This window comes from Paralimibaculum aggregatum (assembly GCF_030270585.1).
GTDB classification, from domain to species: domain Bacteria; phylum Pseudomonadota; class Alphaproteobacteria; order Rhodobacterales; family Rhodobacteraceae; genus Thermohalobaculum; species Thermohalobaculum aggregatum.
The window spans coordinates 31,582-47,553 of the sequence record NZ_BSYI01000017.1; the positions used below are offsets into that span (position 1 = coordinate 31,582).

The window sequence follows — 15,972 nt, forward strand, 5'->3', positions numbered from 1 at the left end:
TTCTGAGGGACAGCGCGGGCCGAACGGCCACGCGCGCGATCGAGGCGACAGACGATGACCAGACGATTTCTCCCCGCGCTCCTCGCGGGCGCACTGTCCTGCCCGGCTGCCGGGCTTGCCCATGACGAGGCCGGCCCCGGCCCGGTCCGCGCCGACGGCCATGCCCCCATCGGCGTGATGGGCGACCACATGCACGAGGCGGGGGAGTTCATGATCTCCTACCGCTTCATGCACATGGCCATGGAGGGCAACCGCATCGGCACCGACGCGGTCTCCCCCGAGACCATCGCCACCACCGTGCCGAACCGCTTCTTCGGCGCGCCGATGCAGCCGCCGACGCTGCGCGTGGTGCCGACCGAGATGCAGATGACCATGCACATGGTCGGCGCGATGTATGCCCCCACCGACTGGCTGACGCTGACGGCCATGGGCAGCTACGTCACCAAGGACATGGATCACATCACCTTCATGGGGGCGACCGGCACCACCCGCCTCGGCACCTTCTCGACCGCCACCTCCGGCTTCGGCGACGTGAAGCTCGGCGGGCTGGTGCGGCTCTACGAGGACGGGACGCACCATGTCCACGTCAATGCCGGGCTCAGCCTGCCGACCGGGTCGATCACCGAGACCGACAGCGTGCTGGCGCCGACCGGCATGACCCCGGTGCTGCGGCTGCCCTATGCGATGCAACTCGGCTCCGGCACCGCGGACCTGCTGCCGGGGCTCACCTACAGCGGCCATGCCGGCGGCTTCGGCTGGGGCGCGCAGGCCAGCGGCACCCTTCGCCTCGGCGAGAACGACGAGGGCTACAGCCTCGGCCACGGTGCCGAGCTGACCGCCTGGGCGAGCTATTCGCCGCGCCCCTGGATCAGCGTCTCGGGCCGTGTCGCCGGGCGCCATCTCGGCCGCATCGACGGCATCGACCGGCACATCATGGCGCCGGTGCAGACCGCCGACCCGGACAGTTACGGCGGCCGGACGGTGAGCCTGCTGGCCGGGATCAACCTCGCCGGGCAGTCCGGCTACCTGCGCGGGCATCGCCTGGCGCTGGAGGTCGGCGTGCCGGTCTACCAGGACCTGAACGGCCCGCAGATGGAGACCGACTGGACGGTCACCCTCGGCTACCAGGTCGCGTTCTGAACGAAACCGGCGCCGGGCACGGGAAGCCGGAACCGGCGCCATGCCGAACCCAAACCGAACCGCTGCAATCCGAAACGGAGACCCTGATGAAACGCTTGCTGCTCGTTCCCGCCCTCGCGGCCGCCCTGCTCGCCGCCGCGACCCCGGCCCTCGCGCATGAGTTCACGCTCGGCGCGCTGGTCATCGACCATCCCTGGGCGCGGCCCAACCTGCCCAACCGCCCGGCCGCGGCCTATGTCGAGATCACCAATGGCGGGGAGACCGCGGACCGGCTGCTCGCCGCCAGCTCGCCGGCCTTCGAGACCGTCGAGCTGCACACCATGGAGATGGCGGACGGCGTGATGAAGATGATGCGGGTGGAGGCGGTCGAGCTGCCCGCCGGCGCCACCGTGGCGCTCGCACCCGGCAGGCATCACATGATGCTGTTCGGCGCCGCCGGAAACTTCCGCCCGGGCGACAGCTTCCCGATGACGCTCAGCTTCGAGGCGGCCGGCGAGATCGAGGTCGAGGTCAAGGTGGAGATGAAGCCGAGCTCGGAGATGCATGGCGGCGGGCACCGCTCCGATGACGGCGGCCACGGCACCAAACACTGATCCCGCACGAGAAAGGGGGCCGCGAGCGGCGGCCCCCTCCCCGTTCGGCCCCTGCAAGGCGCCGAGAACGCAGTCAGAGATCGGCGGCGATGAAGTCGGCCATCACCTTGTCGACATAACCTAGCGAGCCGCTGGTCATGTAGTCGAGCTGGATCTTGAAGATTTCGGTCGAGGCGGCGTCGCGCTTGGCATATTTCATCCAGATCGGCAGCGCCAGCTTGGTCAGCAGGCGGACATCCTCGTCCGACAGCCGGGTCACCATGGTGCCGGCCTCCTCGAATTTCGGCCAGGCTTCCTGGTCGGCCTTCTGGATCGCCGCGTGGTGCAGGTTGGAATAGGCCTGCACCTCGTTGTCGAGGAAGAACTGCATCTCCGGCGCCAGCGCCTGCCAGGCGGCCATGTTCACCGTGAGATCCATCAGGTCGACCGGCTGGTAGACCGACATGTATCCCGGCGGGCCCATCGAGATGAAGCGGGTCTCCTTGGCGAAGCCGAGATCGTAGTTGATCGCCGGGCCGACATAGTCGGCGCAGTCGATCTCGCCCGACTGCAGCGCGGCGAAGATCTTCTCGCCCGGCAGCGAGACCGTCTCGGCGCCGACCGCCTGGAACAGCTCGGCAACCATGCCGCCGGGGGTGCGCATCCTGAGCCCGCGGAAATCGTCGATCCGGTTAATCATCTTCTTCGAGTGGATGATGTTCGGCCCGTGATGGACCGGCCCGACATAGTGCAGGCCGATATTGGCGAACTGCCTGCGCGCCAGCTCCAGCCCGCCGAGACCGTAGTAGAAGGTGTCGAACTCGTGCGGCGCGCGCATCGCCATCGGGTAGGAGCTGAGGAAATCCCCCGCCGGGAAGAGCTGGCCGGAATAGATGGTGAAGACGTTGCCGGCCTCGAATCGGCCCTCGGAAACGGCGTTGTAGATCTTGAAGCCGCCGACGCCGTTGGACGGGTCGAGCGGCTCGAAGGCGAGCTGGCCGTTGGTCTTCTCGACGATCGAGGCGCACCATGCGCGGAAGGTCTCGAGCCCGGCCCCCCCGGACCAGGCTGTCTGCACGCGCCAGGTGGTGGTCGCGCCCTGAGCGGTGGCCAGGGCCGGCGCAGCCAGCGTGGCCGCCCCCGCCACCGCGCTGCCGCGCAGGAACTCGCGGCGGCTGCTGCCGCGCGCGACGGTTGTCTCGGTCATGGGTGGTCCCCCTCTTCCTCGCTGCCCCTACCCGAATCGTCTCGCAGCACGAACCAGATCGGGCACGTGGTATACCAAAACAGTTCTTCAATGGCTATTAAAGCGAGGCACACGCAGAAAGGGAAGGCATATAACAATTTGCACGGCAGAGGCACGCACTCATAGCGGGTGGACCTTGCACGGAGACCCGCGGAACGGCATTGTGCAGGCAAATTACTGCAATGCAGCATGACTTGGTACAGCGAGGGACAGCATGAGCAATCGGCAGTGGCATATTCGCGGGGCTCTGGCGGCGCTAGGGATGGCGCTGGCCGGCATGACCGGAGCGGCCGGCGACGCCGCGGCGCAGGAGGTCAGGGTGGCGGCGATCACCGATCTCACCGGAGCCTATTCCCATGTCGGGCAGAAGATCGCGGCGACCCAGCGGCTCGCCGCCGAGGAGATCAACGCGCAGGGCGGGCTGTTTGCCGATGCGCGCCCGCTGAAACTGGTCGAGGGCGATGGCGGCTGCGCGCCGGAGCCCGCGGTGACCTCGGCGAAGGAGATCCTGGCGGATCCGGAGATCGTCTCGGTGATCGGCGCGACCTGCTCGGGCGCGACCCTGGCGATGGCGCGCGAGGTGGCGATCCCGGCGGGCCGGGTGGTGCTCTCGCACAGCGCCACCTCGCCGGCGATCACCGGGCTCGAGGACCAGGACCTGGTGTTCCGCACGCCGCCCTCCGACGCCTATCTCTCGGTGGCGCTCTCGGGGATGGTGCATGACCGCTACATCACCCGCGTCGCCGTGACCTATGCCGATGACGACTACAATGCCGGCGTCGGCAAGGCATTCGTCGAGGTCTACCAGCAGAACGGCGGCAAGGTGCTGGCGCTCGAGGAGCACACGGCCGGCGAGACCGACTACCGCGAGCTGGTCGACCGGCTCGATGTCGAGGGCGCCGAGGCGCTGGTGATCTTCGCTTATTACGACGCCTCCGGGGCCGAGATCATGGAAGCGGCGATCCGCAAGGGCAAGTACGACACCTTCATCGGCGCCGACGGCATGGTGAACGAGGGCCTGATCGCCCAGGTCGGTGCGGAGAACATGGGCTTCTCGCTGTTCATGATTGCCGCCGCCGACGACACCTCCGAACCCTATCGGCGCTTTGCCGCGGCGCTCGAGAGCGCCGGGCTCGACCCCACCGTGCCCTTCACGCCGCATGGCTATGACGCGGTCTACCTGACCGCGCTGGCGATCGAGCAGATCGGCGCGGCCGACCCCTCGCGCATGGCCGAGGCGCTGCGCAAGGTCGCCAACGCCCCCGGCGTGCCGGTGATGCCGGGCGAATGGGCCAAGGCCAAGGCGCTGATCGCCGAGGGCCGCGACATCGACTATCTCGGCGCCTCGGGCGAGATCCTGTTCGACGAGCATGGCGACACGCTGGGGCTGTTCTCGGTCAACACCGCCAAGACCGACGGCACCTGGAAGGTCGAGGTGCTGCGCTGAGACGGGCCGGGGAGGCCCGCCGCCTCCCCCACCCTGTCGAGGGTCCGCCCTCCGGCAGAGGTTTCAAGAGCCCACCCATGGTCGGCGGCGGGGCGTTGCGCCGCCGATCGGCCGGGCCGATCAGCCAGGACGCGTGCGCATGGTCTCCGGCAGCCAGGTGGCGAGCTCCGGCAGCATCAGCAGCACCCCGACCATCGCCAGCATGATCAGGAACATCGGAAATGCGGTGCGCGCGACATAGCCGATCTCGCGCCCGGCCAGCCCCTGCATGACGAAGAGGTTGAACCCGATCGGCGGGGTGATCTGGGCCATCTCCACCACCACCACCACGAAGATGCCGAACCAGATCATGTCGAAGCCGAGCTCGCGGAAGGCCGGCACGTTCACCATCGGCTCGACCACCGCCATGGTCAGCACCACCGAGGAGATCCCGTCGAGGAAGCAGCCGATCACGATGTAGAACACCGTGAGTGCCAGGATCAGCGCGAAGGGTGAGAGCTCGAGCCCGGCGATGAAGCCGGCGAGCGCCCGCGGCAGCCCGGTGAAGCCCATGGCGAGCGACAGGAAGGCCGCGCCCATCAGGATGAAGGCGACCATGGCCGAGGTCCGCACCGCCCCCATCAGCGAGGCGCCGAAGGAGGCCGGCGTGAGCGCGCCCTGGCCGGCGGCCAGCACCAGCGCCCCGACCACCCCGAAGGCCGCCGCCTCGGTGGCGGTGGCGAAGCCGAGATACATCGAGCCGATCACGAAGGCGACGAGCAGCAGCACCGGGATCAGCGCCCGTGCCGCCCAGAGCCGCTGGCGGAGCGGCATCCGCGGCTCGGGCGCCGGGCGCTGACCGGGGCGGAGATAGTGCCAGCCCACGACATAGCCCATGAAGCCGAGCGCCAGCACCAGCCCGGGCAGGATGCCGGCCATGAAGAGCTTGGAGATCGATTCGTTGATCGTGACGCCATAGACGATGAGCGTCAGCGAGGGCGGGATCATCAGACCGAGCGTGGCGGCGCCGGCCAGCGTGCCGATGGTCATGAACTCCGGATAGCCGCGGCGGCGCAATTCCGGGATCGCCATCTTGCCCACCGTGGTGAGGGTGGCGGCGGAGGAACCCGAGACCGCGGCGAAGATCGTGCAGCCGACGATGTTGGTGTGCAGCAGCCCGCCGGGCAGCCCGGTCATCCAGGGGCTGAGGCCGCGGAACATGTCCTCCGAGAGGCGCGTGCGGTAGAGGATCTCGCCCATCCAGATGAACAGCGGCAGCGCGGTCAGCGTCCAGGACGAGGAGGTCGACCAGATCGTGGTGATCATCGCGTCGCCCGCGGGCCGTGCGGTGAAGAGCTCCATCCCGGTGACCGCGACGCCGATCAGCGCCAGCGCCACCCAGACCCCGCTGCCCAGCAGCAGGAACAGCACGAAGAGGAAGATCGCGGCGAAGCCGAGCGCCTCCATCTCAGCCCCCCATCCGCGGCGCGGCGGTGCTCTCCGGGCGCGCCCGCCCGCCCACCCCGCGCCCGGAGAGCACCGCCGCGCCGCGGATGGGGAAGGGCGCGAGAGCATTCGGCAAGCGCCGGCCCGCCGCCTCCCTTGGGTGGGCCACGATGCGCTCGCAGCCGCCGCGACGGTGCAGGGGTGGGGGAGGTGGCGGGCCTGCCCGGTCAGCCATCGCGCGCAGCCTCCACCGTTTCGGCGCGGATGTTGTCGTCCCGCGTCAGCAGCCGCAACACGAGATTGTCCCAGAGCGCTAGCGCCAGCAGCAGCGTGCCGGCGCACATCGCGAGCTGCGGGATCCAGAGCGGCGTCGCGTCCTGCCCCTGCGAGATATCGTTGAACTTCAGCGACCAGCGGGTCGCCCGGATCGCGTACCAGGCGAAGTAGCTCGCCAGCCCCGCGCCCACCGCGAGGCACCAGAGCTCGCCCCAGTGCCGGTGCCGGCCGAGCGCGGAGAGCAGCAGCCCGACCCGGATATGCGCGCCGCGGTTCAGCGCATGGGGCAGCGCCAGGAAGCTCGCCGCCGCCATGCAGTAGCCGGCATAGGCCGTGCTGCCGGGGAAGCCGAAGGCGAACCAGCGCGCCGCCATCTGCACGCAGATCACGCCCAGCATCGCCACCAGCGCCGCCGCCGCGACCCAGGCGGCGGCGAGGTAGAGCGCATCGAGCGCGCGGCGCAGGCGCGCCGCCACCTGCGGCACCGGGCTCACTCCGCCCCGAAGGCCTCGAGGATCTCGGCGCCCTGGCTGCCGGCCGCCTCGGCCCACTCGGCGGCGAGGATCGCGCCGAGCTCGGCCAGCCCCGCGGCCAGTCGCTCGCCCGGTGCGCCGACGGTCATGCCGTTGGCGGCGAGCTCCTTGACATACCAGCCGGTGAGCTCGCGGGCTCGGGTGGTGCCGGCCACCTCGGCCATCATCGCCGCCGAGCGCAGGCAGCCCTTCACCCGCTCCGAGGCGCCGTCATAGGCATCCTTGTTGACGAAGACATAGTTCCGCGGCAGCCAGGCCTGGGTGTCGTAGAAATGGCTGAGATGCTCCCAGACCTTGCGGTCGTAGCCGGTCGAGCCGGAGGAGATGAAGGCCTCTGCCACGCCCGTGGCCAGCGCCTGGGAGAGCTCGGCCGCCTCGATCTGCACCGGCTGCATGCCGGCCAGCTCGGCGAGCCGCGCGGTGGCGGCGTTGTAGGCGCGGAACTTCAGCCCCGCCATGTCGGCCACGCCCTCGATCGGCTTGTTCGCATAGAAGCCCTGCGGCGGCCAGGGCACCGAATAGAGCAGCACGAGGTTCTGCTCGGCCAGCAGGCTCTCGAGCACCGGGCGCGCCGCGGCGGCCAGCCTGTCCGAGGCCTCGAAGGAGGTGGCGAGGAAGGGCACGCTGTCGACCCCGAAGAGCGGGCTCTCGTTCTGGTGGGCCGAAAGCAGCCGCTCGCCGATCGGCGCCTGGCCGGTCTGCACCGCGCGCTTGATGTCGCCGCCGCCGAACAGCGAGCCGCCACCATGCACGGTGATCTCCAGCTCGCCGCCGGTGCAGATCGTCACCGCCTCGGCGAAGAGCTTGCCGTTCTGCGTGTGGTAGTTGCTGTCGGCATAGGCCATAGGCATGTCCCAGGTCTCTGCCTGGGCCTGGCCCGCCGCACCGAGAATGACCGCCACCGCCGTGGCCGCGAGAAATGCCTTCATCGGATGATCCCCTGTTGTGCGCCGGTCCGTGCCGGCATCCCTGCGCGCGCCGGCCCGGGCCGGCACCGCCTTGACGCCGGTCTGACGCCGGCTCCCGATCAACGCTGGCGGCCCGGCCCGGCGCTGTCAAGCGGGAGGCACGCGCCCCGGCGCGCCGTCGGCGACGGTCTCGGAGGCGGCGCCGGCGGGCAGCGGCGGCATGATCCCGAGCCCCCGCAGCGCCGGTGCCCGGTTGGCGATGAAGTTCTCCGCCTCGGGCAGGATATGCGCCACCGCCGCCTCGCCCTCGAGCGCCTCGCCGTCGCGCACCGGCAGCCGGCCGATCGCCTCCATCGCCGCCAGCATCCGGCGCGACAGCGTGTCCGCATCGGGTCCGTCGGCACCGAGCTCCGCCATCACCTGATCGACCAGCCCCGCCGAGAGCCCCGCGCCGTATGGGCTGGCGAAGACCCCGATCGCCACCTCGCCCATGGCATGGCGGTGCACGGCGGCGTTGAAGCTCGGCACCGGCTGCGCCTCGGTGCGCATCAGCGGCAGCGCCTGGGCCGAGATCAGCAGCACCTCGGCAGTGCTGATCGCCGCCTCGATGCCGACCTCCTCGGCGAGCGTGGCGATGGTCGCCGGCCCGTGCGCCAGCCGCGCGGCGACGATCCGCGTCGCCTCGTTGTCGAACTGCAGCGTCTGGCCGGGCAGCTCCACCTCGAAGCTCAGGGCCTCCGGTGCGCAGCGCAGCGCGATCACCCGCTCACCCAGCACCGCTGCCCGGCCTACCGGGCTCAGCCGCCGCCCGCCGCGGCTGTAGATGTCCTTCCGGAAGGCGGTGTTCATGCAGTAGTCGCGGGTGAGCTCGCGCATCGCGTCGGTCGGCTGCTCGTGGACCAGCGCGAGCTGGTTGCCGTTGAGGCACCATTCCGGGCGGTTGCGCAGCAGCTCCGCCGAGGCCGCGTAGGACAGCTTGGCGGCGGCCATCTCCTCCATCACCTCGGTGACATAGGACGGGTTCCAGTCGGCATTCAGGTATTCATGCGCGAGGTAGCGGGTCGGCCGGTCGACGATCTCATCGAGCTTGTGCATGATGAACTTGTTCAGCGTCAGCGAGCTTGCCTCGACCTCGACGAGCTTGCGCACGAACTCGACCGCCTGCATCGCCACGTCGTCGGACTTGCCGGGCGTGATGCGCGCGCGCTCCCACAGCATCCGCTGCAGCGGCTCGAGCATGGACCGGCCGGGCAGCGCGTTGTAGCTCACATAGAAGACGCCGCCGGGCGCGAGCTGCTGGCCGACGAAGCGCACCAGCGCGGCACGCGCCTCGCGCGAGACCCAGGAGTGGATGCCATGGGCCACGATGTAGTCGAACTGCGGCAGGTCCGCCTCGCAGGCCTCCTCGAAGGAGAGCTCGTGGAAGGCGATGTTGCGCAGCCCGGTCTCCGCCGCCAGCCGCCGCCCGCTCGCGACATGGCCGGGCATGAAGTCGATGTTGTGGATCTCGGCCCGCGGATTGGCCGCCGCGACCACCGTGCCGACCAGCCCGTGACCGCAGCCGATATCGCAATAGCGGAACGACGAACCGTCATGCGCCGGCGGAGAGACACCGCATTGCGCGACGGCGAAGTCGAGATGCGCGGGCGCGTATTCCTCGTAGTACTCCCGGATGTAATCCTGATCGACCACATAGCCGCCGGACCAGTCAGCCATTCTCGCCCTCCCCGCGATGGCGTGCCGTGCCGACACCGGATCACCGGTGCCCGCCCCCCGGACGGCACATGGTGCCCTTTCGTCCTACCCGCGCGGGTGCCGTAATGGCAACGACTAGATCCCCGCAGCCGCCCGCCATCGGCATCCTGATGCTCGACACGCGCTTTCCGCGCCCGCCGGGCGATATCGGCAACCCGGAGACCTGGCCGTTCCCGGTGCGCTTTGCGCGGGTGCCGGGGGCGGCGGCGGCGGCGGCGGTGCGGGGTGCCGGCAAGGGCCTGCTGGCGCCCTTCGTGGAGGCCGGGCGCGGGCTGGTGGCGGAGGGCTGCCGAGGGATCGCGACCTCCTGCGGGTTCCTCGCGCCGCTGCAGCGGCCGCTGGCCGAGGCGCTCGGCGTGCCGGTGCTGGCCTCGGCGCTGATGCAGGCGGGGGCGATCGCCGCGACCCTGCCGCCCGGCCGGCGGCTCGGCGTGCTCACCATCGAGGCGGCCTCGCTGTCGCCGGAGCTGCTGGCGGCGGCCGGGGTGCCGGCGGGCACGGCGGTGCGGGGAATGCCGCCGGGCGGCGCGCTGGCCGGCCCGATCCTCGGCGGCGGCACCACGCTCGACACGGGCGCAGCGGAGGCCGAGGTCGTCGCCGCGGCGACGGCACTGGCTGCCGAGCCCGGAGTTGGCGCGATCCTGCTCGAATGCACCAACCTGCCGCCCTATGCCCGTGCCGCGGCGGAGGCCACCGGGCTGCCGGTGCATTCCATCGTCACGGCACTCACCTGGTTCGCCGCGGGGCTCGCGCCGCCGCGCTGGTGAGCCGCCTCAGCCCTGGAAGGTGCCGGCAAAGCGCTCGCGCAGCGCCTTCTTCTCCACCTTGCCCATGGTGTTGCGGGGCAGCTCGTCCTCGAAGAACACCCGCTTGGGCTGCTTGAAGCGGGCGAGCTGGCCCTCGAGCGCGCCGAGCAGCGTCTCCGCGCTGAGGCCGGGATCGCTGCGCACCACCACCGCCGCCACGCCCTCGCCGAAATCCGGATGCGGCAGGCCGATCACCGCGCTCTCCACCACACCCTCGATGGCGTCGATCGCGGTCTCGATCTCCTTCGGATAGACGTTGTAGCCGCCGGAGATGATCAGGTCCTTCGAGCGGCCGACGATGCTGAGATAGCCATCCGCGTCATAGCGCCCGAGATCGCCGGTGATGAAGAAGCCGGTCTCGCGCAGTTCCTCGGCGGTCTTCTCCGGCATCCGCCAGTAGCCCTTGAAGACGTTGGGCCCGCGCACCTCGACCATGCCGATCTCGCCGGCCGGCAGCGGCACCCCGGTCTCCGGATCGGTGACGACCACCTCCGTGCCCGGCAGCGGGAAGCCGACCGTGCCGGCCCGGCGCTCGCCGTCATAGGGGTTGGAGCTGTTCATCGAGGTCTCGGTCATGCCGTAGCGCTCGAGGATCGCGTGGCCGGTGCGGGCCTGCCAGTCGCGATGGGTCTCGGCCAGCAGCGGCGCGGAGCCCGAGATGAAGACGCGGATGTTCTTCACCGCCTCGCGGGAGAGGCCGGGCTCGGCCAGCAGCCGGGTGTAGAAGGTCGGCACGCCCATCATCGCGGTCGCCCGTGGCAGGTCCTCCAGCACGGCGCCCGCGTCGAACTTCTCGCGGAAGAGCAGCGCACCGCCGGCCACCAGCGTCGTGTTGGTCGCGACGAACAGCCCGTGGGTGTGGAAGATCGGCAGCGCATGCAGCAGCACGTCATCGGCGGTGAACTGCCAGAAATCCCTGAGCACCAGCGCGTTGGAGGCGAGGTTGTCATGGCTCAGCATGGCGCCCTTGGAGCGCCCGGTGGTGCCGGAGGTGTAGAGGATCGCCGCCAGGTCCTCCGGGCCGCGGGGCACGTCCGCGAAGCCCTCGGCGCTGTCGGGGACATGGCCGAGCAAGCTGCCATGCTCGCCGCCATCGTCCTGCCAGACCCCGAGCGTCTCGAGCCGGCAGCCGGCGGCCGATGCCACCGGCTCCAGCGCCTCGCGCCGACCGGGGGCGCAGACCAGCAGCGAGGGCTCGGCATTGCCGACGAAGTAGTCGATCTCCTGCGCCGTGTAGCCGGTGTTGAGCGGCAGGAAGACCGCCCCGGCCCGGATCACGCCGAGATAGAGCATCAGCGCCTCGATGCTCTTGTCCACCTGCACCGCCACCCGGTCGCCCGGCTTCACGCCGAGGCCGGTCACCGCCGCGGCCATCCGCGCCGAGAGCGCGGTCACGTCGCCATAGCTGAAATGCCGCCCGTCGCGCAGTTCGGCGAATGGGTGGGTGGCCCGGTCGGTGCGCGAGAGGCCCAGCGTGTCGGCGAGATGGTTGGTCATCGGCGGTCTCCTTCAGGCACGCAGCAGCCGGCGCACGGACGCGCTCGCGGCCACGCTGCGTTCGTTCGCGAATGCCTCGTGGTTCTTCTCGATCTCGTCAAGGTCGTAGAGATAGTTGACCATCACGCCCCAGGCGCCGCGCAGCCCGCGGGCGGAATGGTCGGCGCCGGGGTTGACCCGCTCGAGCCGGGCGCCGTTGCCGAGGTGGAAGCGCGCCACCGGATCGGCCGGCAGCCCGCCGCGGCCCTTGCCTTCGAGCAGGTAGAGCGCGGTCAGCCGGCCGAGCCGCGCCGCATCCTCGGCGGCCTGGACCGCGTCGATGCTGCCATCCGGCGGGTCGAGCCGCATCACGGTGGCGCGCAGCTCGTCGTCGAGCAGCCCCGCCTCGCCGCGGCGGGCCTCGGCCAGCGCCCAGCCGCGCAGCCCCGGCACCGGGGAGAGCGTGACGAAGACCTTCACCGAGGGCGTCTCGCGGGCCAGCTCCTCGACCACCTGCTTGATCAGGAAGGAGCCGAAGGAGATCCCCCGCAGCCCGACCTGGCAGTTGGAGATCGAGTAGAACACCGCGGTGGTGGCGGATTTCGGGTCAAGCGGCTGGCGCTCCTGCGCGAGGATCGGGCCGATGGCGGCCGGGATCGCGTCGGTCAGCGCGACCTCGACGAAGATCAGCGGCTCGCCGGGCAGCGCCGGGTGGAAGAAGCCGTAGAGCCGCCGGTCCGGCGCGGCGACGCGGCGGCGCAGGTCGTCCCAGTCCTGGATCGCGTGCACCGCTTCATAGGCGATGATCTTCTCCAGCACCGAGGCCGACGTGTTCCAGTCGATGCTGCGCAGCTCGAGGAAGCCGCGGTTGAACCACGAGGCGAAGAGATGGCGGAAGTCGCTGTCGAGCGCCGCCAGCGCCCCGGCCTCCGGCGCCTCCCGCTCGGCGCGCAGGAAGGCAATCAGGTCCTCGCGCATCTTCACCAGCGCCGCGGTGCCGCCGGGCGCGCGGTTGAGCGTGCGCAGGAGGTGCTGGCTGCGCGGTTCGGCGGCGTCGTGCAGCGCCCGGGCAGCGGCCTCGCCGGGGGCGGCCTGCCATTCGGCCACCGCCGCCCCGAGCCGTGCGGCATCCGGCCCGAACCCGGTGGCGATGCGGCGCAGAACGTCGCGCCGCTCCGCCGTTCCGAACCCCGCGTATCCCTCAAGGATGCGCGCCGCCAGCGCCAGCCCCGTCGCCTCGCCGCGCCCGCCGAGAAGGTCCGCGCAGAGCCCGGCCAGCGCCTCGGGGGTCGGCGGCTCGGCATCGCCGATGCCGGAGATCGCGCGGCCGGCATCGGTGACGCGGGCCAGGAGATCGGACAGGATGCCGCCCGCCATCGTCAGATCCCCCCGATCGCCGGGCCCATCACCAGATCCGGCAGCCAGGTCGCCAGCCCCGGAAAGGCGCAGAGGATCACGATCGCCAGCACCATGCAGAGCACATAGGGCACCGAGCCCACCAGGATCGTGCGCAGCGAGATGTCCGGCGCGATGCCGTTGATGACATAGAGGTTGAGGCCCACCGGCGGCGAGATCAGCCCGATCTCCATGTTGATGGTGAGCACCACGGCGAACCAGTAGGGATCGAACCCCGCGGTGGTGACGATCGGCAGCAGGATCGGCGCCGCCATCAGGATCACCGCCACCGGCGGCAGGAAGAAGCCGGCCACCAGCAGGAACAGGTTGATCACCCCCATCAGCCACCAGCGGCCGATCTCCAGCGAGCCGATCCAGGCGGCGATCTCCTGCGTGATGAAGAGCGAGGAGAGCATGTAGGAGTAGACCCCCGCCGCGCCGATGATGAAGAGGATCATCACCGACTCGCGGGTCGAATCGCGCAGCACCCCCCAGATCGCGGTGAAGGAATACATCCGGTAGATCACCACCGCGAAGAGCACGCAGAGCAGCGCGCCCGGCGCCGCCGTTTCCGATGGCGTGGCGACGCCGCCATAGAGCACGAAGAGCACCGCGAGGATGATCGCGAGGAACGGCAGCACCCGCGGCAGCACCTCGAACTTTTCGGCGCGGCTGTAGATGCGCCGCGTCAGCGCCTCGCCGCCCTGCCCCGCCGCCCAGGTGGCATAGAGCGACCAGACCATGAAGAGCCCGACCAGCAGCAGCCCCGGCAGCACGCCGGCGAGGAACAGCCGGCCGATCGAGGTGTCGGTGGCGATGCCGTAGACGATCATCGTCACCGAGGGCGGGATCAGGATGCCGAGGGTGCCGCCGGCGGCGATGGAGCCCGCCGCCACACCGTCCGGAAAGCCGCGCCGGCGCATCTCCGGGATGCCCATCTTGCCGATGGCGGCGCAGGTGGCCGGCGAGGAGCCCGACATCGCCGCGAACAGCGCGCAGGCCCCGAGATTGGAGATCACCAGCCCGCCGGGCACCCGGGTCAGCCAGCGCTCCAGCGCCTCGTAGAGATCGGCCCCGGCCCGGGTGGAGGCGATCGCCGCCCCCATGATCACGAACATCGGGATCGAGAGCAGCGCGAAATTGTCGAGCTGGGAGAAGAACTTGTAGGGAAGTTCTTCGAGTGCGCCGGGGCCGTCGAAGATCGCGATGAAGGCGGAGGCGGTGATCAGCAGGCCGACCGCCACCGGAATGCCGGCAACCAGGATCAGCACGGTTGCGATGGCGACGAACGCGCCGAGGGTAAGCGGGTCCATGTCAGCGGGCCTCCGGCGGCGGCGCGATCTCGGCGGCGAAATCGGCGATGAGCTGCAGCAGATAGAGCCCGAAACCCACCGGCATGGCGAGATAGGGCACCCAGAGTTTCACGTCCCAGGCGGTGCCGGAGCGCCAGCCGCGGTCGAAATGGAGTTTCCAGACATCATAGGAATGCCAGGCCATCAGCCCGATCATCGCCACCGCCAGCGCCAGCGTGATCGCGGCGAGCACCCGCCGCGCGCCGCGCGGCAGCATCTCGGGGATCAGGTCGACCTGCACATGGCCGCGGCGGCGCTGCACATAGGGCAGCCCGAGCAGCGTCGCGGCGATCATCAGATAGGTCACCGCCTCGGTCTGCCATATCGTCGAGCCGTTGAGCACGTAGCGCACGACCACCATCTGGCAGGTGATCAGCACCGCGGCGGCGATCATCGTGGCGGAACAGACGCCGGAGACCGTCGAGAGCGCGCCGACGAGGCGCTGCAGCCGGGTCTCCGGGCGGGGCTTGTCGGTGCCGGTGGGAAGGGCGTGGGACATGCGGCCTCCTTGCCTCGGAACGTGCGGGGGAGCGGGGTCGCGTCAGGGGCGCGGCGGGCGGCCCGCCGCACCCCGATGGCATCACTCGACGGCGAGGGCGAGGTCGAGCAGGCGCTGGCCGTCAGGCACGCTCTCGAGGAAGGCCTTGTAGGACGACTCCTTGGCGATGGCGCGCCAGGCGTCGAAATCCTCCTGGCTCATCTGCACGATCTCGGCGCCGTTCTCCTCGAACACCCGGGCCGACTCGGCATCGGCCTTCTTGGCCTCCTCGAGGTAATAGGCCTCGGCCTTGGCGGCGCCAGCCCTCAGCGCGGCCTGCTGCTCGGGCGTCAGGCCCTCGAAGGTCGACTTGTTCATCAGCATCGGCTGATACATGAACCAGAGCGCCACGTCGCCGGCCGGGGTGTAGCAGGAGATCTGCTCGTAGAGCCGGTAGGAGACGAAGCTCGAGGAGGAGGTGTTGGCCGCGTCGAGCACGCCGGTCTGCATCGCGGTGTAGATCTCCGAGGAGGCCATCGAGGCGATCGAGGCGCCCGCCGCGGCGAGCATCTGCTCGAAGGCCTTGCCGGCGGCACGGGTCTGCATGCCCTGCACGTCGTCCGGGCTGGTGATGCACCTGTCCTTGCCGCCGAAGCCGCCGGCCAGGTAGCCGTGCACCAGGACCATCACGTCGTCCTCGGCCATCAGCGCCTCGATCTCGTCCATGAAGGCGCTCTCGTTGAGGCGCGCGGCATGGTCGTGGTTCTTCACGAGGCCGGGCATCAGGGTGAGGTTGTATTCGGGCCGTTCGCCGCCGGCATAGGAAAGCGGGAACACCGTCATGTCGAGCCGTCCGGTGGAGAGCGGGCGATACTGCTCGCGCGGCTTGAACAGCGATTTCGACGGGTAGATCTTGATCTCGAGATCGACATCGGCCGCCGCGACCTCCTCGGCCACGATCTCGGCGATCTTGTGGCGCACGTCAGAGGTCGACCACTGGTGGCTGAGCTTGAGCTCGGCCGCGCCGGCCGGGACGGCGAGCGCGAGGGCGAGCGCGGAAGCGCCGAGGGCGGACAGGGTCCGGTTTCTGCTGGTCATCATTTCCTCCCGGGTTTCGGGCGCATTGGCCCTTGTGTCGAATCGATCCGAGCCGATCCGCTGCG

Annotated in this window: 14 protein-coding genes; 4 read left to right on the plus strand and 10 right to left on the minus strand. The window is 70.2% G+C overall.

Annotated features, from left to right (window positions below; translation table 11 throughout):
* Positions 1–54 precede the first annotated feature (54 nt).
* Together QSJ97_RS12020 and QSJ97_RS12025 are read left to right on the plus strand one after the other, a co-directional pair.
* Positions 55–1,140 (plus strand): transporter family protein, encoded by a 1,086-nt coding sequence (locus QSJ97_RS12020; RefSeq protein ID WP_285672012.1) that lies wholly within the window; start codon positions 55–57, stop codon positions 1,138–1,140.
* Between the two features lie 86 nt (positions 1,141–1,226).
* Positions 1,227–1,733: a copper chaperone PCu(A)C gene (locus tag QSJ97_RS12025; protein ID WP_285672013.1), complete on the plus strand. Its 507-nt coding sequence runs from the start codon at positions 1,227–1,229 to the stop codon at positions 1,731–1,733.
* Between the two features lie 73 nt (positions 1,734–1,806).
* Here the strand turns inward: QSJ97_RS12025 and dctP (QSJ97_RS12030) are convergent, their stop codons facing one another.
* A complete protein-coding gene (gene dctP / locus QSJ97_RS12030) occupies positions 1,807–2,919 on the minus strand; it encodes a TRAP transporter substrate-binding protein DctP (protein WP_285672014.1) in 1,113 nt (370 codons plus the stop codon).
* A 253-nt stretch (positions 2,920–3,172) separates the two neighbouring features.
* On the opposite strand from dctP (QSJ97_RS12030), the gene QSJ97_RS12035 reads away from it, so the two are divergent.
* Positions 3,173–4,405 (plus strand): ABC transporter substrate-binding protein, encoded by a 1,233-nt coding sequence (locus QSJ97_RS12035; protein WP_285672015.1) that lies wholly within the window; start codon positions 3,173–3,175, stop codon positions 4,403–4,405.
* Between the two features lie 120 nt (positions 4,406–4,525).
* On the opposite strand, the gene QSJ97_RS12040 is transcribed toward QSJ97_RS12035, so the two are convergent.
* The 4 genes from QSJ97_RS12040 to QSJ97_RS12055 form a co-directional block, all read right to left on the minus strand.
* On the minus strand, positions 4,526–5,851 hold the full coding sequence (locus tag QSJ97_RS12040) for a TRAP transporter large permease (protein ID WP_285672016.1): 1,326 nt from the start codon (positions 5,849–5,851) through the stop codon (positions 4,526–4,528).
* Positions 5,852–6,057: 206 nt separating this feature from the next.
* Positions 6,058–6,591, minus strand: coding sequence for a TRAP transporter small permease (locus QSJ97_RS12045; RefSeq protein WP_285672017.1), 534 nt, complete (start codon positions 6,589–6,591; stop codon positions 6,058–6,060).
* Between the two features lie 5 nt (positions 6,592–6,596).
* The gene (locus QSJ97_RS12050) at positions 6,597–7,568 is read right to left on the minus strand and encodes a TRAP transporter substrate-binding protein (protein WP_285672018.1); all 972 of its coding nucleotides are present in this window, start codon (positions 7,566–7,568) and stop codon (positions 6,597–6,599) included.
* A 126-nt stretch (positions 7,569–7,694) separates the two neighbouring features.
* Positions 7,695–9,263 carry a methyltransferase regulatory domain-containing protein gene (locus QSJ97_RS12055; RefSeq protein WP_285672019.1) on the minus strand — a complete coding sequence of 523 codons (1,569 nt, stop codon included), beginning with the start codon at positions 9,261–9,263 and terminating at the stop codon, positions 7,695–7,697.
* A gap of 104 nt (positions 9,264–9,367) precedes the next feature.
* Between QSJ97_RS12055 and QSJ97_RS12060 the strand changes: the two genes are divergently transcribed.
* Entirely contained in the window at positions 9,368–10,069 is a 702-nt protein-coding gene (locus QSJ97_RS12060) for an aspartate/glutamate racemase family protein (protein ID WP_285672020.1), read from the plus strand.
* Positions 10,070–10,075: 6 nt separating this feature from the next.
* On the opposite strand, the gene QSJ97_RS12065 is transcribed toward QSJ97_RS12060, so the two are convergent.
* The 5 genes from QSJ97_RS12065 to dctP (QSJ97_RS12085) all read right to left on the minus strand — a co-directional run bounded on the left by QSJ97_RS12065 (position 10,076) and on the right by dctP (QSJ97_RS12085) (position 15,907).
* Complete coding sequence (locus tag QSJ97_RS12065) at positions 10,076–11,605, minus strand: malonate--CoA ligase (protein WP_285672021.1); 1,530 nt, start codon at positions 11,603–11,605, stop codon at positions 10,076–10,078.
* A gap of 12 nt (positions 11,606–11,617) precedes the next feature.
* The gene (locus tag QSJ97_RS12070) at positions 11,618–12,961 is read right to left on the minus strand and encodes a malonyl-CoA decarboxylase (protein WP_285672022.1); all 1,344 of its coding nucleotides are present in this window, start codon (positions 12,959–12,961) and stop codon (positions 11,618–11,620) included.
* A 2-nt stretch (positions 12,962–12,963) separates the two neighbouring features.
* Positions 12,964–14,292, minus strand: coding sequence for a TRAP transporter large permease (locus tag QSJ97_RS12075; RefSeq protein ID WP_285672023.1), 1,329 nt, complete (start codon positions 14,290–14,292; stop codon positions 12,964–12,966).
* 1 nt (position 14,293) lies between these two features.
* Complete coding sequence (locus QSJ97_RS12080) at positions 14,294–14,830, minus strand: TRAP transporter small permease (RefSeq protein WP_285672024.1); 537 nt, start codon at positions 14,828–14,830, stop codon at positions 14,294–14,296.
* A gap of 81 nt (positions 14,831–14,911) precedes the next feature.
* Positions 14,912–15,907, minus strand: coding sequence for a TRAP transporter substrate-binding protein DctP (gene dctP, locus QSJ97_RS12085; protein WP_285672025.1), 996 nt, complete (start codon positions 15,905–15,907; stop codon positions 14,912–14,914).
* Positions 15,908–15,972 lie beyond the last annotated feature (65 nt).